This window comes from Flavobacterium sp. 140616W15 (assembly GCF_003668995.1).
Lineage (GTDB): Bacteria > Bacteroidota > Bacteroidia > Flavobacteriales > Flavobacteriaceae > Flavobacterium.
The window spans coordinates 3,372,718-3,391,481 of the sequence record NZ_CP033068.1 but is presented as its reverse complement, the minus strand read 5'-3'; the positions used below and the strand labels follow the sequence as shown (position 1 = coordinate 3,391,481).

General features: G+C 32.0%; 18 protein-coding genes and 2 pseudogenes. 14 read left to right on the top strand and 6 right to left on the bottom strand.

What is annotated here, in order from left to right; all coding sequences use genetic code 11:
• Positions 1-240 precede the first annotated feature (240 nt).
• The 13 genes and pseudogenes from EAG11_RS14875 to EAG11_RS14815 all read left to right on the top strand — a co-directional run bounded on the left by EAG11_RS14875 (position 241) and on the right by EAG11_RS14815 (position 10,326).
• A complete protein-coding gene (locus EAG11_RS14875) occupies positions 241-1,383 on the top strand; it encodes an acyl-CoA dehydrogenase family protein (RefSeq protein WP_129539846.1) in 1,143 nt (380 codons plus the stop codon).
• A gap of 107 nt (positions 1,384-1,490) precedes the next feature.
• A complete protein-coding gene (locus tag EAG11_RS14870) occupies positions 1,491-2,168 on the top strand; it encodes a Crp/Fnr family transcriptional regulator (protein WP_129539845.1) in 678 nt (225 codons plus the stop codon).
• Between the two features lie 80 nt (positions 2,169-2,248).
• Positions 2,249-2,845 (top strand): peroxiredoxin-like family protein, encoded by a 597-nt coding sequence (locus EAG11_RS14865; RefSeq protein WP_129539844.1) that lies wholly within the window; start codon positions 2,249-2,251, stop codon positions 2,843-2,845.
• 6 nt (positions 2,846-2,851) lie between these two features.
• Positions 2,852-3,310: a YHS domain-containing (seleno)protein gene (locus tag EAG11_RS14860; protein WP_129539843.1), complete on the top strand. Its 459-nt coding sequence runs from the start codon at positions 2,852-2,854 to the stop codon at positions 3,308-3,310.
• 6 nt (positions 3,311-3,316) lie between these two features.
• Complete coding sequence (locus tag EAG11_RS14855; RefSeq protein ID WP_129539842.1) at positions 3,317-3,697, top strand: DoxX family protein; 381 nt, start codon at positions 3,317-3,319, stop codon at positions 3,695-3,697.
• A 7-nt stretch (positions 3,698-3,704) separates the two neighbouring features.
• The gene (locus EAG11_RS14850) at positions 3,705-4,193 is read left to right on the top strand and encodes a DinB family protein (protein ID WP_129539841.1); all 489 of its coding nucleotides are present in this window, start codon (positions 3,705-3,707) and stop codon (positions 4,191-4,193) included.
• Positions 4,181-4,891, top strand: a complete 711-nt coding sequence (locus tag EAG11_RS14845; RefSeq protein WP_129539840.1) for an NRDE family protein — start codon at positions 4,181-4,183, stop codon at positions 4,889-4,891. The genes EAG11_RS14850 and EAG11_RS14845 overlap by 13 nt, the downstream gene beginning before the upstream one ends.
• An 11-nt stretch (positions 4,892-4,902) precedes the next feature.
• On the top strand, positions 4,903-5,937 hold the full coding sequence (locus tag EAG11_RS14840; protein ID WP_129539839.1) for a D-alanine--D-alanine ligase: 1,035 nt from the start codon (positions 4,903-4,905) through the stop codon (positions 5,935-5,937).
• Positions 5,938-5,941: 4 nt separating this feature from the next.
• Positions 5,942-6,595, top strand: a complete 654-nt coding sequence (locus EAG11_RS14835; protein ID WP_129539838.1) for a hypothetical protein — start codon at positions 5,942-5,944, stop codon at positions 6,593-6,595.
• Positions 6,596-6,613: 18 nt separating this feature from the next.
• Positions 6,614-7,587 (top strand): annotated as a pseudogene (locus tag EAG11_RS14830) (M20/M25/M40 family metallo-hydrolase).
• A 37-nt stretch (positions 7,588-7,624) separates the two neighbouring features.
• The gene (locus EAG11_RS14825) at positions 7,625-8,302 is read left to right on the top strand and encodes an SDR family oxidoreductase (RefSeq protein ID WP_129539837.1); all 678 of its coding nucleotides are present in this window, start codon (positions 7,625-7,627) and stop codon (positions 8,300-8,302) included.
• 63 nt (positions 8,303-8,365) lie between these two features.
• The gene (locus EAG11_RS14820; protein WP_129539836.1) at positions 8,366-9,646 is read left to right on the top strand and encodes a hypothetical protein; all 1,281 of its coding nucleotides are present in this window, start codon (positions 8,366-8,368) and stop codon (positions 9,644-9,646) included.
• 74 nt (positions 9,647-9,720) lie between these two features.
• Positions 9,721-10,326, top strand: coding sequence for a SprT-like domain-containing protein (locus tag EAG11_RS14815; protein ID WP_129539835.1), 606 nt, complete (start codon positions 9,721-9,723; stop codon positions 10,324-10,326).
• 113 nt (positions 10,327-10,439) lie between these two features.
• Here the strand turns inward: EAG11_RS14815 and EAG11_RS14810 are convergent, their stop codons facing one another.
• The 6 genes and pseudogenes from EAG11_RS14810 to gcvP all read right to left on the bottom strand — a co-directional run bounded on the left by EAG11_RS14810 (position 10,440) and on the right by gcvP (position 17,755).
• On the bottom strand, positions 10,440-11,201 hold the full coding sequence (locus EAG11_RS14810) for an ABC transporter ATP-binding protein (protein ID WP_129539834.1): 762 nt from the start codon (positions 11,199-11,201) through the stop codon (positions 10,440-10,442).
• Complete coding sequence (locus EAG11_RS14805; RefSeq protein ID WP_035619715.1) at positions 11,198-11,947, bottom strand: ABC transporter permease; 750 nt, start codon at positions 11,945-11,947, stop codon at positions 11,198-11,200. Before EAG11_RS14805 ends, EAG11_RS14810 begins: the two co-directional genes overlap by 4 nt.
• Positions 11,948-12,028: 81 nt before the next feature.
• On the bottom strand, positions 12,029-12,877 hold the full coding sequence (locus EAG11_RS14800; protein ID WP_129539833.1) for a glycosyltransferase family 2 protein: 849 nt from the start codon (positions 12,875-12,877) through the stop codon (positions 12,029-12,031).
• Between the two features lie 30 nt (positions 12,878-12,907).
• On the bottom strand, positions 12,908-13,429 hold the full coding sequence (locus tag EAG11_RS14795; protein ID WP_129539832.1) for a methyltransferase: 522 nt from the start codon (positions 13,427-13,429) through the stop codon (positions 12,908-12,910).
• Positions 13,430-13,588: 159 nt separating this feature from the next.
• Positions 13,589-14,646: pseudogene (locus tag EAG11_RS14790) on the bottom strand (3-oxoacyl-ACP synthase III family protein).
• Between the two features lie 259 nt (positions 14,647-14,905).
• The gene (gcvP, locus tag EAG11_RS14785) at positions 14,906-17,755 is read right to left on the bottom strand and encodes an aminomethyl-transferring glycine dehydrogenase (RefSeq protein ID WP_129539831.1); all 2,850 of its coding nucleotides are present in this window, start codon (positions 17,753-17,755) and stop codon (positions 14,906-14,908) included.
• Positions 17,756-17,902: 147 nt separating this feature from the next.
• On the opposite strand from gcvP, the gene EAG11_RS14780 reads away from it, so the two are divergent.
• Positions 17,903-18,706, top strand: a complete 804-nt coding sequence (locus tag EAG11_RS14780; protein ID WP_371414594.1) for a hypothetical protein — start codon at positions 17,903-17,905, stop codon at positions 18,704-18,706.
• Positions 18,707-18,764: the final 58 nt, after the last annotated feature.

The window sequence follows — 18,764 nt, the reverse complement described above, 5'->3', positions numbered from 1 at the left end:
TTTTTATGCAAAAAATGGTTGTGTTTTAAGTATTTCGAAAGCTAATTTGGCGCGTATTAACGTAAAATTAATTATTACTGAAAAGTTGTTTTGAAGCAAAGTCCTTGATATTATTACGATAACGATATAGTGAGCTGTTTTCCTTACTCAAAAATGCTTGCCAATATTGAAAATTTCAGTATAAAAAATTACCTTTGAATATATTTTTTTAACAAAAAGCAACTTTTATTTTATAATACTATGGATTTTAATCTTACCGAAGAGCACTTAATGATACAACAAGCCGCTAGAGATTTTGCTCAAAACGAATTATTGCCAGGTGTGATAGAAAGAGACGAAAAGCAAATTTTCCCTACGGAACAAATAAAAAAAATGGGACAACTAGGATTCATGGGAATGATGGTAGATCCTAAATACGGAGGAAGTGGTTTAGATACGACTTCGTACGTAATTGCAATGGAAGAGATTTCGAAAGTTGATGCTTCGGCTTCTGTAGTTATGTCGGTAAATAATTCATTAGTTTGTTGGGGACTTCAAGCTTTTGGTACCGAAGAACAAAAACAAAAATATTTACCAGGATTAGCTTCGGGAGAAATTCACGGTGCTTTTTGCTTAAGCGAGCCAGAAGCAGGAAGTGATGCTACATCACAAAAGACTTCAGGAATTGATATGGGTGACCATTATTTGGTAAACGGTACAAAAAACTGGATTACTAATGGTAACACTGCTTCAGTATATATTGTAATTGTACAAACTCATGCAGAATTGAAGCATAAAGGAATAAATGCTTTAATCATGACTAAAGATATGCCAGGTTTCTCTGTTGGTCCTAAGGAGCAAAAAATGGGAATTCGTGGTTCAGATACGCATTCATTAATGTTTAGTGATGTAAAAGTGCCAAAAGAAAACAGAATCGGTGAAGATGGATTTGGATTTAAGTTTGCTATGAAAACCTTAGCAGGTGGAAGAATCGGAATAGCTTCTCAAGCATTAGGAATAGCTTCTGGAGCTTATGAATTAGCACTTAAATATTCAAAAGAGCGTAAAGCTTTTGGAACTGAAATTTGCAACCACCAAGCAATCGCTTTTAAATTAGCAGATATGGCGGTAAATATTGAAGCAGCCCGTCATCTTTGTATGAAAGCAGCTTGGGATAAAGATCAACATAACAATTACGATGTAAGCGGTGCTATGGCTAAATTATTTGCTTCGCAAGTGGCAATGGATACTGCAGTAGAGGCTGTGCAAATTCATGGTGGAAACGGATACGTAAAAGAATATCATGTAGAACGTTTTATGCGTGATGCAAAAATTACTCAGATTTATGAAGGAACTTCAGAAATTCAAAAAATAGTAATTTCAAGAGCAGTTATTGCTGGATAATCTTTTAATTTAATTAAGATCAACGACCCTTTCGATAATATGACTTCGAAAGGGTTTTGTTTTTAAAATTTAAAATTAATTACATTTACAATCCTAGATTGGATATTATGTACGAAGATTTAAAATATTGGTATTTGCGTGATCACAAATTGTTCCGGACATTAAGTTATGGACAAATAAAACAACTGTGTATCATTACAGGTTTTAAAAAAGCAGAAAAAGGGGAGATTATTTATTTCTCTTCTTCTGATTTGCCTCGTATTTTCTTATTGAAGAAAGGAAATATCAAAATTGTTGCAGTCGATGAACAAGGAAATGAAACTATAAAAGATATTATTCAGAAAGGAGATCTGTTTGGTGAACTGACTTTAGAGACTGATAAGGAAGCAAATGAATATGCAAAAGTGCTTTCAGAAGATGTTTCTATTTGTAGTTTTTTAATGTCGGATTTTGAGGATTTATTATTGCGAAATCCGAGTTTAGCACTATCATATACAAAATTTGTTGGGCTGAAGATGAAACGTATCAAAAATAACTACTCCAACTTAATTTCTAAAGATGCCAGAACGAGATTGATTCAGTTCTTAAAAGATTGGGCTGAAAAAGAAGGAGTGAAGGCTGGAAACTTAGTAACAATCGAGAATTATTTAACTCAAAACGATATTGCTCAAATTATCTGTACTTCAAGACAAACGGCAACTCAATTGATTAATGAATTAGAAACAAATAAGCTTTTAATTTACAATCGAAAAGAAATTATAATACAGGATATTACTAAATTATAATTATTTTATTAGAACTGTAATCTAGCCGACATTTTGGTTTGCAATACCGAAGTAGCTTTACATTATTAAAATGTAAGACTATGAAAAAAATAATTTGCATTGCTTTAGTGGCAATAAGCTCAATAATACATGCTCAAAGCATGATGCCCAAATTGGCAACGGATATTTCACCTTTATTAATAGGTGAAAAAATTCCAAATACTACTTTAAAATCATCAGAGAATAAAGATATTATTCTTTTAGATTTATTTAAAAAGAAGAAAACAATTTTAGTTTTCTATCGTGGCGGGTGGTGTCCTTACTGCAATGCTCATTTATCAGCTTTGGCTGAAGCCGAAAAACAACTATTGGATTTAGGATATCAAATTATCGCTATAAGTTCTGACTCGTCTAATAATTTAAAAATCACTGAAGAAAAAGATAAACTGAATTATTTGTTGCTTTCTGATAGCAAAGGAGAATTAGCAAAGGCAATGGGAATTGTTTTTGAAGCTCCAGAAAACTATAAATTAATTTTAAACGTACATTCTAATGGAGGTAATAAGTTATTCTTACCAGTACCTTCAGTCTTTATTTTAAATAAAGAAGGAGAGATTCAATTTGAATATATAGCACCAGATTTTAAACACCGCATATCTACTGAATTATTGGTTGCAGTTGCAAAAAACTTAAAATAAAGTAAGATGAAAAAGATAGTTGCAATAGTGTTTGTTTTAGTATCGATTACTATGTTTTCACAAAATGATGCGAAAAGAATTACTCAGTTTAATTTAGATAATAAAGTTGCTATACAAGGTTATGATCCTGTGGCTTATTTTAAGCAAAATAAAGCTATAAAAGGTAAAGATGATTTTAAAACATCTTATATGGGAGTTACTTATAAATTCTCATCGGCTACAAATAAAGATGTTTTTATCAAAAATCCTACGGTATTTGAACCACAATTTGGTGGATGGTGCGCTTTTGCAATGGGAGATTCGGGAGATAAGGTTAAAATAAATCCTGAAACGTTTAAAATCATTGATGAGAAACTCTATTTATTTTACAATGCTTTTTTTAATAATACTTTGAAAAGATGGAATGAAGATGAAATAAATTTAAAAGCAAAAGCAGAGAATAATTGGAAGAGGATATATAAATAATTAAGGATGAAAACGAAACACATAGCTTGGATTCTAAGAATAATTGCTTCAGCAATTCTATTGCAGACTTTGTATTTTAAGTTTACCGGTGCACCTGAGAGTATTTATATTTTCTCGACTTTAGAGGTTGAACCTTATGGAAGAATTGGAACTGGAATTGCTGAATTGGTTGTTGCGATTCTAACTTTAATTCCTAAAACAACGTGGCTAGGAGCTTTAGGCGGATGTGGTATTATGATTGGTGCTATTCTTTCGCATTTATTTGTTTTAGGAATTGAAGTTAAAGGTGATGGAGGGCTCCTTTTTTGGCTTGCTCTAACTACATTAATTTGTTGTTTGGGATTACTTTATCTAAATAGAAATAAAATACTTACCCTTTTAAAATGAAATCGTCATGTTATTAAAATCAATAAAGCACAGTTTAGATGAGTTAACAAATTTGTTAGATCAATTGTCGGATAAAGAATATTCAAAACCTCACGGAGTTCTAAGTGATTCAAGCATTGGGGAGCATATCCGACATATTCTTGAAATGTTTCAATGTCTTGAAAATAGTTACGATTCTGGTATTTTAAATTATGATAATAGAGAACGTGATAAATGCATTGAAACGAAAATACAATTTGCGAAACAATTCGTTCTTGATGTAAAATCAGGTTTAAAAAGTGATAATAAAATAATTTATTTGGAACAGAATATTAATGGTCTTACGTTCAGAATCCAGAGTAATTATTATAGAGAGTTATTGTACAACTTAGAACATTGCATCCATCATCAAGCGTTGATAAAAGTGGCTCTTTTTCAGTGTGATAATGTTGTATTAGATAAAAATTTTGGTGTAGCACGTTCTACAATCGAATATAGAAAACAATGTGTACAGTAACTTTTGTAAATAGTAAAGGAAAAATTATTCTGACTTCTAATCGGGATGAAAAAGTGATGCGGCTTAGTGCGATTCCGCCTAAGAATTATATTAGAAAAGGGAAGCATTTGATTTTTCCAAAAGATTCAAAAGCAGGAGGTACTTGGTACGTAGTAGACGATGAAGGAACAGCTTTGGTGCTCTTAAATGGTGCTTCAGTAAAACATGAAGTTAAATTACCTTATCGAAAAAGTCGTGGATTAATTGTTTTGGATATTATAGAACACAAATCACCAAAAGACTTTTGGAGTGTAATAAATTTAGAAAATATTGAACCTTTTACATTGGTTTTATATGAGAAAAACAAGCTTTTTCAGTTGCGTTGGGATGGTTTTCAAAAAGAAACGATAGAGTTGAATGCGAATGAAAATCATATTTGGTCTTCTGTTACTCTATATTCAGAAGAAATAAGAGAGAAAAGAGCCAGCTGGTTTGCTTCATTCTTAACAGGTAAAGATGAAATTTCAGCATCAGAAATGCTAGACTTTCATAGATACACTGAAAAAGATAATAATGAAAACGGATTAGTTATTAATCGTGACAACAAATTAAAAACATTGAGTATTACTCAAGCTGTAGTCGAAAAGAATAAAGTGACGCTAGGGTATTATGATTTAATTATAAATCTCGACTACCTAACATCATTTATTACAATTTAAAACTATAAAAGATGAAACTGTTTTTTCATAAAATCGGCAATTGGGAATATTGGCCATTTCAGATTTTGTATATACCTATTTATTTTCTTTGGGGTTTTTATGCCATCAAAGCAAAGTCAATATTTTTCTTTAATGCATCTAATCCAAGAATTAAAAACGGTGGATTTATGATGGAAAGCAAAAAAGCAATTTATGATTTGATTCCAAAAAAATATTATCCTAAAACTGTTTTAATTAAGGAGAAATCTGTTCTGTTAGATATTGTAGCTGCAATTGTAGAAAAAGGAATTCGGTTTCCATTAATCGCAAAACCAGATATAGGGTTACGAGGCTCAGGTGTGAAAAAAATTAAATCTGTTGAGGAGTTGAAGGAATATGCGACAAAAGCAAATTTTGATTTTTTATTGCAGGATATAATTCCATTTGAAAATGAAATTGGAATATTCTATGTTCGTCACCCCAATGATAAAACAGGTAAAATTACAGGAATTGTTTCTAAAGAATTTCTGATAGTCATTGGTAATGGCGTTGCAACTATCGAAGAGTTAATAAATGAAGTTCCTAGATATAAGCTACAACTTGATGCTTTAAGAAAAGAATACGGTACATCATTACAACGAGTTTTGTCTACAGGTGAACAGCTTAATTTAATGCCTTTTGGGAACCATGCCAGAGGGGCAAAATTTTTAGATGGAAGCCACTGGATTACTCCTAAACTTACTCAAACAATTAATGCTATTTGTATGCAAATTCCAGAGTTTTATTTTGGGAGATTTGATATCATGTACAATAGTTTAGAAGAATTAGAACGAGGAGAAAACTTTTCGATTGTTGAATTAAATGGAGCAGCGAGTGAACCAACGCATATTTATGACCCAAAGCATTCCTTATGGTTTGCATGGAAAGAACTCGCGAGACATATTACTTATATGTATGAAATAAGTATTGCAAATCACCAAAAAGGAGTGCCGTATTTGGCTTATAAAACTGGAATAAATGAATATCGATTGCACTTGGCACAAAGTAATAAAATCGTAAATTTTTGAAACGATGAAACGGATTAAGAATATTTCGGTAGGTTTTGTGGTTAGTTTTTTAGGCTCAATTCCGCTTGGATATCTAAACTTAGTTGGATTTGAAATCTATAATAAAACAGGATTTCATAATTTGTTTTTGTTTCTGTTAGGGATCATTTTTGTAGAATCATTCGTTATTTACTTTACGCTATTATTTGCAAAACAGCTGGTGAATAATAGAAAATTAATGAAAGGGATAGACTTTTTTGCAATTGCTTTCATGCTGATTCTGTCTTATTCATTTTATGCTCATGCTGATACAACTATAAATAACGATAGTTACATAGAGAAATATATAATGTATTCTCCTTTTGTTATTGGAGTTTTACTTAATTGTTTTAATTTTTTGCAATTGCCTTTCTGGACTGGGTGGAATTTGTATTTAATAAATGAGAATTTTATTTCTATAGAAAAGAATTATAAATATTATTATATTGCAGGAACTTTAATTGGAGTTTTTTTAGGAATGCTAAGCCTTATTTTAATATTGCAACTCATTTTTAAGAATACATTATATGTTTTTAACTATGTGATGTCAATTCTTATTCCGTTGTTTTTCATTGTCTTGGCAGGTGTTCAGACTTTTAAAGTGTATAATAAATATTTTAATGTAAAGCTTAAAACTTAGCTAAATCAAACCACAGTAATGAAAAAACTATTCTTTTTATTTCCGTTTATTTTTTTTGCGTGTAAAACCAATACACAAGTTGCAATCGAAGCAACGCAGTCAAATCCAAAATTAGTAATTGATTATAAAGTAAAAGAGAGTGAAGTATCTTCGGCTTTAAAATATCTCTCCTCAGATGAATTAGAAGGTAGGGAAACTGGAACAAAAGGAATTGAAAAAGCAGCTGTTTATCTAGAAGATTTTTTTAAGAGTAATAATGTGAAACCTTATTTTTCTTCTTATCGAGATACTTTATCTACGTTTAAAGCTCCAGCATATAATATAGTTGGATATTTAGAAGGAACAGATCCTAGTTTGAAAAAGAATTTGTGATTTTAAGTGCACATTATGATCATATTGGTATTGATAAAAAAGGGCTTAATGGCGATTTTATAAATAATGGTGCTAATGATGATGCGTCTGGAGTTGTAGCAGTTGCTGAAATGGCTAAGTATTTTAGTCAAACGAAATCGAATAAAAGAAGTGTGTTATTTGTATTTTTTGCAGGAGAAGAAAAGGGACTTTTGGGTTCTAAACATTTGGCTAAAAAACTTAAAAGCCAAAACTTTAATTTATATACTCAGTTAAATATCGAAATGATTGGTGTGCCAATGAAGCGTGATTTTTTAGCTTATATTACAGGTTTTGATAAATCGAATATGGCAACAAAAATCAATGAATATACTGGAGATAAAACTATTGGGTTTTTACCCAAAGAAGCCGAATACAAATTGTTTTTCAGATCAGATAATTTTCCTTTTTACGAAGCATTTAATGCTCCTTGCCAATCTATAAGTACATTTGATTTCGAAAACTTTGAGTTCTACCATCATGTTTCTGATGAATTTAAAGTGATGGATGTACCACATATGACTTCATTTATTCAAGAATTTTTGCCTGCGGTGACGCATATGGCAAGTTCTCCAACAAAAGAGATTATCATGACTAAATAAGCTATGCTTTTTTATTGGTTTTCCTTATTTTTGCCAGATGAAAAATATTATTATCACAGGAACGAGTAGGGGGATAGGTTATGAATTGGCTTTGCAATTTGCAAATGCTGGACATCAGGTATTGGCAATTTCAAGAAAAATCCCTCAATTGCTTTTGGAACATTCTAATGTGACTTGTCTTTCTATTGATTTATCCGATGAGTCTGAATTATACAAAGTAGACGAATTTCTTTCTTCGACTTGGAAAAAAGTAGATGCATTGGTGCATAATGCTGGAGCTTTGCTTTTAAAGCCTTTTGCAGAAACTACTCAGGCCGATTTTGAAAATATTTATAAAGTAAATGTTTTTGCAGTAGCCAATTTAACTAGAGTTTGTTTGCCATATCTTCAAAAAGGAAGTCATGTGGTAACAATAAGTTCTATTGGAGGTGTTCGCGGTAGTCTTAAATTTGCAGGACTTGCAGCGTATAGTTCTAGTAAAGGAGCCGTGATTACACTCTCAGAATTATTGGCTGAAGAATACAAAGAAAAAGGAATCTCATTTAATGTTTTGGCATTAGGTTCTGTTCAAACAGAAATGTTGCAAGAAGCTTTTCCAGGATATCAGGCACCAATTTCGGCAGAGGGAATGGCAACATACATTTACGATTTTACCCTTAATGGGAATAAATATTTTAACGGAAAAGTGTTGGAGGTTTCTTCTACGAATCCTTAGATAATAAGCAAACCATACATCATTTTCTAATCAATAAAACCCTATAAGATATTAATTTAAGCCATGAAGAGAAAAACTTTACTTATTACAATTTTATTTATTACCACTTTTTTTAATCAAAATTTATCTGCCCAATCTTATAAATCAGAATATTTGAGTTTCTATAATTTTGTTCTTCCAGAAAGTTATCTGCCTGTTGGGTATAGAACTTATGCCGTGAATATAAACCTGTCTGAAAATCCAATATCTGTATTTGTTGATGGGGTGAAAAAAGGGGAAAGAAATCGACTTTCTTATAATGTGTTTTTTAAAAAAGAGCCTTTACTTTTACTTCTTTCAGGTACGGAAAGTGAAGTAAATTATAATGGTACAGCTATTCAGTCTATAGTTGATCTAGGTCATGTGAATTACTCATACAAGGCTGATGATCATTTTATACTTGATGTCTCTATCGATAACGTTGCTTATTTAGGAGAAATTGAAGAGCATAGAAATGCAGAAACACCTTTTGGTTATATCGCCTATTTTAAGTATGATGTTATTTTTAAAGTTAAAAATAGTATAAGTAGTAATGTGGTGATGGAAAAAACATTCAAAATTAAAGAGCGATTGTCTGAAACTGCTATGGGGTTTGAGGGAGCTAAATCTAGTTTTAAAACAAAAATAGAAGCTATAGATTATGTGGCTACGAATATTGATAAGAATCTTATTTATAATGAACTTGTAAAGAATATTCAGGGAAATATGAAGGTAAGAGCTGATTCCTGGATAGGTGTTGCACATTATGGGGATAGTTATTTTTTTTCCAGAATCTCTAAAGCAGATAAAAATCCTTTGTTTCTTAAATTAAATCAAGATATAGATGCAATGGAAAACTGGACTAAATCTAAAGCTGAGCCTATACTAGATGAGGCGCTTTTGTTAGCTAGTACTGAATTTATAGAGAATAACAATTTGACAGTGAAGGATAATTCTACAGCTTTTACAAGAGGAGAAAGTTTGAAAAACTATAAAAATTTTAATGATAAAAAAAGAATTTTCACTGATTTTATTTTAAAAATGTACAACTACTCTAAGCAATTAGATGTAAATGATAAAGGACAAAAAGTAGCTATTTGGGCTTGTTATGCTAATATAGCTTCTAGTTTTGCTTTTATAGGTAATTATAAAAGTAGTTTAGAATATCTTCAAAAAGCACGAGTATTAGATTATCAAGAGCGTAAAATACAAGAAATGGAAGATCAGATTACACGTAGGCAGGCTAAACTAAATGTATTTATGGATGCTAATGGAGAAGTTAAAAAGGATGTAAATGAAAATTATATAAAATATTTAAACCTATAAATGTTTTACTTTATTTAAATAGCTATAAAGTAATGATTTCTTAGATTTGTCAGATATTAAATAACCCGATTAATTTGAGCCAAACTCTAGCAAAATATATACCTGAACATGCAGTGATACCTGTTTTTGATTTGATTGTTGCCAATCAAGTTCATCTGAAAATCGTAAATGAACGTCAGACACGTCATGGTGATTATAGAAAAGGGCCAAGCGGTAAACATGAAATTACTGTGAATTCTAGCTTAAATAAATACAAGTTTTTGATTACACTAATTCATGAAATTTCTCATTTGGTAGCCTTTGAGAAATTTGGAAGAAATATTAAACCTCATGGAAATGAATGGAAATATTCTTTCCAGCGGTTAATGGTTCCATTTATACGACCGGAGATTTTTCCGAGTCATTTATTACCATTGTTAGCCAAACATTTTAAAAATCCTACAGCAAGTAGCGACACTGATGCAACATTGTCATTGGCTCTTAAACAATATGATCAAGAAAACGATAAGAATTATATTTTTGAAATACCATTTGGAAGCGTTTTTAGGATACATAACGGAAAAATTTTTAAGAAGATGGCCGTAAGGACCAAACGGTTTGAATGTCTCGAAATAAGCTCCGGGAGGACTTATCTTTTTAATCCAAATGCAGAAGTAGAGCTATTACCAGTTAAGAATTAGTTCTAAACTGCAAAAAAAAAGAAAGCCATTTAGAAATTAAGTTTAAGAACTGAATCTTAAATTATCTTAATTTCTAAATGGCTTGTAATTTATTTTAGAATTTTACCGAAAGGTTATCCTTTTAAATAAGCTTCTCTTACTTTTTTGAATAAATTTGATGAATAAACAAATTCTACAATAGCTTTATTATCAGTTACAAAAATCTGTTCTTTTGTTCCTTGCCATTCTTTTACACCATTTTTTAAGAATAAAATATTCTCACCAATTTCCATTACAGAATTCATATCATGCGTGTTAATTACGGTTGTGATATTATATTCTTCGGTAATTTCTTTAATTAAGTTATCAATTAAAGTCGAAGTATTTGGATCTAAACCAGAGTTTGGTTCATCACAAAATAAGTACTTAGGGTTATTTACAATAGCACGAGCAATAGCTACACGTTTTTGCATTCCTCCAGAGATTTCCGACGGTAATTTTTTATGAGCATCAATTAGATTTACTCTTTTTAAAACGAAATCTACACGATCTTGAATTTTAGATCCAGTATCTGTAGTAAACATTTTAAGAGGGAAAGCAACGTTTTCGGCAACGGTCATGGAATCAAATAAGGCACTTCCTTGAAATACCATTCCGATTTCGGTACGTAATTCTCTTTTTTCATCTGGATCTAGTTCTGAATAAACTCTACCATCAAACTCAATTGTTCCAGAATCTGGAGCATGAATACCTAGTAAGCTTTTTAATAATACCGTTTTTCCAGATCCACTTTGCCCAATGATTAGGTTTGTTTTCCCAGTTTCAAATACGGTCGAAACGCCTTTAAGTACTTTGCTGTCGCCAAATGATTTTTCTATATTTTTTACTTCTATCATGAGCCTAATAACAATTGTGTTAGTATATAATTAAAAAGGATAATAGATACAGATGTCCAAACGAATGCTACTGTACTTGCTTTTCCTACTTCTAGTGCACCACCTTTCATATAATAGCCATGAAAAGATGGAATAGTTGCCAATAGCATGGCGAATATTATCGTTTTAATAAAAGCATAAGTAATATGAAACGGAATAAATTCCATTTGTGCTCCCATTATAAAATCATCACTGGTTGTAAAACCGCCATAAACTCCAGCTAGCCAACCACCAAAAATTCCTAAGAACATACTAATTCCGATTACAAAAGGATATAGTAGTAAAGCAATTATTTTTGGAAAAACCAGGTAGTTTAATGAATTAACCCCCATAACTTCCAGCGCATCAATTTGCTCGGTTACTCGCATAGTTCCTATACTCGATGTGATGAAAGAGCCCATTTTCCCTGCCATAATAACAGAGATAAATGTTGGGGCAAATTCTAAAATAACGGATTGTCTGGTTGCGAAACCAATTAAGTATTTTGGAATTAATGGATTTGTTAAGTTTAATGCGGTTTGAATTGCAACAACTCCTCCTACGAAGAATGAAATGAAACAAACAATACCAAGGGAATCAATAATTAAGTCATCAATTTCTTTAAAGATTAGTTTCTTCATAACAGACCATTTGGTTTGTTTATTGAAAATTTCTTTAAGCATCAAGAAGTATCTTCCTATTTGGGATAAATAACGAATGAGCATCATAGTTTTTACGAATATGGGCTAAATTACGAAAATAGTTGCCAGTTTACGGTTTAGATTTTATAGTTTTTTTGATTGCTTGAACTAAAAAAGCTTTTCTTTCATTTTTTTCAAACGATAATTTCGAATGAATTTTGCTTGTGCATCGGTTACCAATAATGGTGTTTTTGCTTTTTTTGCTTTCAAAAATCCTTTAATGTAATCAAAAAATAGAAAAGGTCTTTTCTTCATCATTGCTAGTTTTGCAGATGCAATTGCAGTGATCCAAAAACCATAGCCTAAAGTATAAAAAGCTTCACCTTGTTTATAACGTGCTGTTTTGCTGTAATTAGCACCAGTTGGTTTAAGGTGTTTTACGTGTAAAGAAGAATCGGTAACTATTTTCCAATCGTAATATTTACAAAGCAATTCGTCTACTGTGTCCCAGCCCATTGAGGGTTTTAGGCCTCCAATTTGTTGAAAAGTTTCTTTTCGATAGGCTTTTAGTGCACCACGAATATGATCTTTGTCGGTTAGATTTTCTAATATCCAATCTCCATTTTTTTCTATGTAGCAAAAACCTCCTGCCATTCCGATTTTTGGATCGGATTGAAAGTGAGAAATAACAGTTTCGAAATAGTTTGGAGGAAAAATTAAATCTCCATCTAATTTTACAATGATATTATAATCCTCGTCGAGTGTTTCAAACCCCTTGTGAAATGCTTGGATTACTTTGCTTCCTGGCAAATGTATAGCACTCGAGGTTTTATTAACCAATGAGATGTATGGATTTTCTTTGACATAATTCAATACAATTTCTTCCGTTTTATCGGTAGAATTGTCATTGACTACAACAACTTTTTTTGGTAAAACGGTTTGCGAAATCAATGACTGCAACGTTAAACCAATATATTCTTGCTCGTTATGTGCCGGTATAACAATGTAATATTTCATATTTAATAAACTGAAAACTGATACTGAAAATTATTTTCTTTCTGCGTAAACAATATAGTATCTATTTGTAAAGCTTCGCAATAAAGGACGGATTCCGATTTTTTTTACTGGATTGGTCCATTTTTGTCTGTCGATTATTTTCCAGCCTGTTTTTTCAAGAAGCCAATCTAATTGCCAATCTTCAAATTCGTGATAATGTCTGTCCCACATATCTGTTTTACTACGATATGCTGGTGAGAACCATAAACGCATAGGAATCGAGATAAATAGTTTATCTGATTTTATTTCGTTTAAAATAGTGAATGGGTTTAGCAAATGTTCGAAGATTTCGAAAGCGGTAACCACATCTTGTTTTTCGGTAGAAAATACTGTTTGGTCGATATCTAAATCTTCTCCTGTGGTATTTTTTACCTTAAAACCTTCAGCTTTCATGATCTTTGAAAACGGATTTTCAACTCCTAAGTCCAAAACGGTTTCGGATGTTGTAATGTGTTTTTTTAGAAATTCTAAAGTATGTTTGAATCGTTTATTCGGAAATGTTTTTTCGTACATAGTTATTGCGAGGAACGAAGCAATCTCTCGTTCTTATTTTAATTAGGGTGCAAATATACTAAAAAGTCCGCATTTTAAAATGCGGACTTTTTTAGTTTTAAGTCGTAGTGATTAGTTTAGCATACTCTAAACGGTGACTGAATAATTCCTGAAAACGAATTAATGTCTGTATACAAATGCGTTAACATTCATTCCTGCTCCAACTGAAGCAAATATGATAACATCACCTTTGTTGATTTCATGATTTTCTATTTTTCCTTGTAATAGTAAATCGTAAAGGGTTGGAACTGTTGCTACACTACTATTTCCTAAATCGTGAATACACATAGGCATGATGTTTTCAGGAGGAGTTTTTCCATGTAGTTTATAAAAACGATGGATTATAGCTTCGTCCATTTTTTCGTTTGCTTGGTGAATCAGAATTTTTTTGACATCATCAATTGCAATACCGCTTTTATCTAAACAGCTTTTCATAGCTGCAGGAACTTGGCTTAAAGCGAATTCGTATATTTTACGGCCATACATTTTTATGTATTTGGTATCAGGATCTAAATCGGGATTGTATGATTTTCCAAAGAATAAGTAGCCTGCTTCATCATTTGCAAAAGTAGCACTCTCGTATGATAATAAACCAGTTTCATCATCCGAAGCTTCGATAACTGATGCACCAGCTCCGTCTGAATAAATCATAGAATCTCTGTCATGATCATCTACAACTCTCGAAAGTGTTTCGGCTCCAATTACTAAGCAACGCTTTGCCATACCAGATTTAATGAAAGCATTAGCTTGTAACACGCCTTCAATCCATCCTGGACATCCAAAAAGAATGTCATATGCAACACATTTTGGATTCTTAATTCCTAATTTATTTTTACGCGTGTCGCTAAACTTGGTAATATGTCAGATTGAGTTGTTCCGTATTTTACATCGCCAAAATTGTGTGCGAAAATGATGTAATCAAGCGTTTCTGGATCGATATTAGCATTCTCTATTGCTTTTTGTGAAGCAAAATAGGCTAAATCGGAAGATGTATATTTGTCTTCTGCATAACGTCTGTTTTCAATACCTGTTATTCCTTTGAACTTATTGATGACAACTTCATTTGGGTAACCAAAAGGAGTTCCGTCTTCATTTAAAAATACATGTTCGTTAAAATCTGTATTCCTTATTTCTTTTTGTGGAATATAACTTCCTATTCCAGTTATTTTTATTTTCATTACGCAGTTTTCCTAATAATTTAGGCTAATTTAGAAATAATATTATAATTACAACTATAATATTTACTATGCGCGCATATAATTATGAAATAATTTATCTTTAGTTAAAATATTTGTTTATATTCTGATTATTTGTGTTGTTTATTGTGTTTTTGTGAATTAATTTGTGCTGGCTTGAAAATTTATTTTTATAGGTATTTTATAGGATAAAAAAAAATGCCTCGATTAATCGAGGCATTTGTAAGATTTGTTTTTATTTTTATTCTTCCATATATGCTTCAATAGGAGCACAGCTACAAACCAAATTTCTATCTCCAAAAGCGTCATCGGCTCTGCGTACAGTTGGCCAGAATTTGTTTTCAGCAATATAATCTAATGGGAAAGCAGCTTGCTCTCTTGTGTATGGAAAATCCCAAACATCTGTAGTAAGCATTGCTAATGTATGTGGTGAATTTTTTAATACATTATTTTTATCTTCGATTGTTGAAGCTTCAATTTCTTTACGAATAGAAATCATAGCCTCACAAAAACGATCTAATTCTTCTAAGTTTTCACTTTCAGTAGGTTCAATCATTAAAGTTCCTGCTACTGGGAAAGAAACCGTTGGTGCATGGAAACCGTAATCCATTAGACGTTTTGCGATATCAGTAACCTCAATTCCTTTTTGTTTAAATGGACGACATTCTAAAATCATTTCGTGAGCTGCACGACCCATCTCTCCAGAGTATAAAGTATCGTAATGACCACTTAATTTTTCTTTGATGTAGTTAGCATTTAAAATGGCATGCTGAGTAGCGCTTTTTAAACCTTCAGCTCCTAACATAGAGATGTATCCATAAGAAATTAGACAAACTAAAGCTGAACCCCATGGAGCAGCAGAAATAGCTGTAATTGCATGATCTCCTCCTGTTGCAATAACTGGGTTCCCTGGTAAAAATGGAACTAATTGTGGAGCAACGCAAATTGGTCCAACTCCTGGTCCACCACCACCGTGAGGGATTGCAAAAGTTTTGTGTAAGTTTAGGTGACAAACGTCAGCTCCAATTGTAGCAGGATTTGTTAATCCTACTTGAGCATTCATATTTGCACCATCCATATAAACCTGACCACCGTTATCGTGGATTAATTGAGTAATTTCTTTAATAGCACTTTCGTAAACTCCATGTGTAGAAGGGTAAGTTACCATTAAACAAGATAGATTATCTTTATGTAGAATTGCTTTTTCACGTAAATCTTCTACGTCGATGTTACCGTTCTCCAAAGTTTTTGTAACAATAACTTTCATTCCAGCCATTGCAGCCGAAGCAGGATTTGTTCCGTGTGCTGATGATGGAATTAAAGCAATGTTTCTATGGTGATCTCCTTTTGATTGGTGGTACGCACGAATAACCATAAGTCCTGCATATTCTCCTTGTGCACCAGAGTTAGGTTGCAAAGTAGTTCCAGCAAATCCGGTGATAACGTTTAATTGCTGTTCTAGTTTTTTCAACATCTCTTGGTATCCTTGTGCTTGATCAAGAGGAGCAAAAGGGTGAATGTTGTTCCATTGTGGGTTGCTTAATGGTAACATTTCAGCAGCGGCGTTTAGCTTCATCGTACAAGAACCTAGTGAAATCATCGAATGATTTAAAGCTAAATCTTTACGCTCTAACATTTTGATGTAACGCATCAAAGCAGTTTCTGAGTGGTATTTGTTGAAAACATCATGTTGTAAAAATGATGATGTTCTTTTTAAATGCTCTGGGAAATGATTTGTATTAGTTAAGCTATCAATTGCTGTTGCTTTTTGATTTGTAGCAATAGCAAAAACTGAAATGATTTCGTTTACCTCAGCTACACTTACTGTTTCATTTAATGAAATAGAAATTGTGTTATCGTCGATGTAGTAAAAGTTAATTTCGTTTTGTTCTGCAATTGTACGTACTTTTTTAGCATCGGCTTTTACTACGATTGTATCAAAGAATGCAGTATTGGTTTGTTCTACTCCTAGCTTTTTTAATTCATTTGCAAGAGTTGCAGTTGCAGCGTGAACTTTGTCTGCAATATATTGCAATCCTTTTGGTCCGTGATATACTGCATACATTCCTGCCATTACAGATAATAATACCTGTGCAGTACAGATGTTTGAAGTTGCTTTATCACGTTTTATATGTTGCTCACGTGTTTGTAATGCCATACGTAAAGCACGGTTTCCGTTAGTATCAATTGTTACTCCAATGATACGTCCTGGCATGCTTCGCTTGTATTCGTCTTTTGTTGCAAAATAAGCAGCGTGTGGTCCGCCATATCCTAACGGAATTCCAAAACGTTGTGTAGTTCCTACAACAACAGCGGCTCCAATTTCTCCTGGAGGAGTTAATTTTGCTAAACTTAAAATATCAGCTGCAACAGCAACTTTTATTTCATTTTCTTTTGCTTTAGCAATGAAAGCTGCATAATCATGAACTTGTCCGTGTTTTCCAGGATATTGAAGGATTGCTCCAAAATAAGCTGTTGAGAAATCGAATGTTTCGTGATTTCCTATAACTAGTTCAACTCCGATTGGTGTTGCACGAGTTTGTAAAACTGATAATGTTTGTGGTAAAATTTCTTCAGAAACGAAAAATTTATTGATTTCGTTTTTCTTTTGATCTCTTGATCTTACATCAAATAACAGAGCCATCGCTTCAGCAGCAGCAGTTGCTTCATCTAATAAAGATGCATTTGCAATTTCCATTCCAGTTAATTCAATAACTGTAGTTTGAAAATTAAGAATTGCTTCTAAACGACCTTGAGCAATTTCAGCTTGGTAAGGTGTATATGCTGTGTACCATCCTGGATTTTCGAAAACATTTCTTTGAATTACAGCTGGAACAATTGCTTGGTTGTATCCTAAACCAATATATGATTTAAAAACCTTATTTTTATTTCCTAATTGGTGTATGTGATTTGAAAACTCATATTCTGTCATTGCAGGATCTAAGTTTAATGGTGCTTTTAAACGAATGTCATCTGGAAGCGTTTCATAAACGAGTTGTTCAATAGATTCAACTCCGATTGTTTTCAACATATGTTGATGGTCCGTTTCTCTTGGCCCAATGTGTCTTAAAGCAAAAGCATCTGTTTTCATATAGTAGTAAAAGTGTTGTTTTTTAGTGCTGCAAAATTAAGTATTAATAATAATTTAATTGCTATTTTCAGTGGCAATTTTTGTGAAATTTACAACTAAAGGGTTGATTTCTTAATAATTGATTATTTTTGTTCTATGAGGGTAATTATGCAACTAATTAATTTTTACATCATAAGTAGTATTCATGTTGCTTTATCATGTTATGCATTAGTGCGTTTAACATTCCATATGTTTGGTATTGAGTATGATGAATCAATCTCTTTATTTGTTTTTTTTGGAACAATTGTCGGCTATAATTTTGTGAAATACGATGCCTTGGTTCGAGTAAAGAAATTACCAATAGGAAATCAATTAAAAATTATTGCTGTTTTTAGTTTTTGTTTTCTTATATTGGTTGGTTATTATTTTTTTCAATTAAAGAGGATTACTCAAATTGTTTCGGTTGGAATTCTGGCAATTACAGCACTTTATACACTTCCTTTTTTCCCAAATCGAAAAAATGCCCGAAATTGGGCAGGAGTTAAGATTTATATTGTAGCGCTTTGTTGGGTTGGAGCTACTTTGGTTTTACCATTGATAAATGCCGAAATTGCTTTTACATCCGATTTTTATTTAAAATGTGTGCAGCGTTTTATTTTAGTCTTTGTACTTATATTGATTTTTGAGATTATCGATTTAGCAAATGATGATCCGCATTTGCAAACTGTTCCACAGCAAATAGGAGTAAAGCGAACTAAAGTTTTGGGGTTACTACTTTTGATTCCATTTTATTTTTTGGAGTTTTTAAAATCTAATTTTGATAAAAATCAATTGGTGATTAATTTAATCATGGTTCTTGTTTTGTCGCTTTTTATTGTTTTTGCAAATGAAAAACGACCTAAATATTATACCTCTTTTTGGGTAGAAAGTATTCCGATTTTTTGGTGGCTGATGGTTGTGTTTTGTGGATAAAAGATATAGAAACAAAAAAACCGATGCATGAACATCGGTTTTTTTATAAATAAAAGTT

Excerpts from the sequence above, each read along its gene's own strand:
- EAG11_RS14825 (WP_129539837.1), top strand. The coding sequence starts at position 7,625 with ATGAAAAATATTATTATCACAGGAACGAGTAGGGGGATAGGTTATGAA.
- EAG11_RS14840 (WP_129539839.1), top strand. The coding sequence starts at position 4,903 with ATGAAACTGTTTTTTCATAAAATCGGCAATTGGGAATATTGGCCATTT.
- EAG11_RS14810 (WP_129539834.1), bottom strand. The coding sequence starts at position 11,201 with ATGATAGAAGTAAAAAATATAGAAAAATCATTTGGCGACAGCAAAGTA.
- EAG11_RS14780 (WP_371414594.1), top strand. The coding sequence starts at position 17,903 with ATGCAACTAATTAATTTTTACATCATAAGTAGTATTCATGTTGCTTTA.
- EAG11_RS14850 (WP_129539841.1), top strand. The coding sequence starts at position 3,705 with ATGTTATTAAAATCAATAAAGCACAGTTTAGATGAGTTAACAAATTTG.
- EAG11_RS14865 (WP_129539844.1), top strand. The coding sequence starts at position 2,249 with ATGAAAAAAATAATTTGCATTGCTTTAGTGGCAATAAGCTCAATAATA.
- EAG11_RS14820 (WP_129539836.1), top strand. The coding sequence starts at position 8,366 with ATGAAGAGAAAAACTTTACTTATTACAATTTTATTTATTACCACTTTT.
- EAG11_RS14800 (WP_129539833.1), bottom strand. The coding sequence starts at position 12,877 with ATGAAATATTACATTGTTATACCGGCACATAACGAGCAAGAATATATT.
- EAG11_RS14845 (WP_129539840.1), top strand. The coding sequence starts at position 4,181 with ATGTGTACAGTAACTTTTGTAAATAGTAAAGGAAAAATTATTCTGACT.
- gcvP (WP_129539831.1), bottom strand. The coding sequence starts at position 17,755 with ATGAAAACAGATGCTTTTGCTTTAAGACACATTGGGCCAAGAGAAACG.
- EAG11_RS14835 (WP_129539838.1), top strand. The coding sequence starts at position 5,942 with ATGAAACGGATTAAGAATATTTCGGTAGGTTTTGTGGTTAGTTTTTTA.
- EAG11_RS14805 (WP_035619715.1), bottom strand. The coding sequence starts at position 11,947 with ATGATGCTCATTCGTTATTTATCCCAAATAGGAAGATACTTCTTGATG.
- EAG11_RS14870 (WP_129539845.1), top strand. The coding sequence starts at position 1,491 with ATGTACGAAGATTTAAAATATTGGTATTTGCGTGATCACAAATTGTTC.
- EAG11_RS14795 (WP_129539832.1), bottom strand. The coding sequence starts at position 13,429 with ATGTACGAAAAAACATTTCCGAATAAACGATTCAAACATACTTTAGAA.
- EAG11_RS14855 (WP_129539842.1), top strand. The coding sequence starts at position 3,317 with ATGAAAACGAAACACATAGCTTGGATTCTAAGAATAATTGCTTCAGCA.
- EAG11_RS14860 (WP_129539843.1), top strand. The coding sequence starts at position 2,852 with ATGAAAAAGATAGTTGCAATAGTGTTTGTTTTAGTATCGATTACTATG.
- EAG11_RS14875 (WP_129539846.1), top strand. The coding sequence starts at position 241 with ATGGATTTTAATCTTACCGAAGAGCACTTAATGATACAACAAGCCGCT.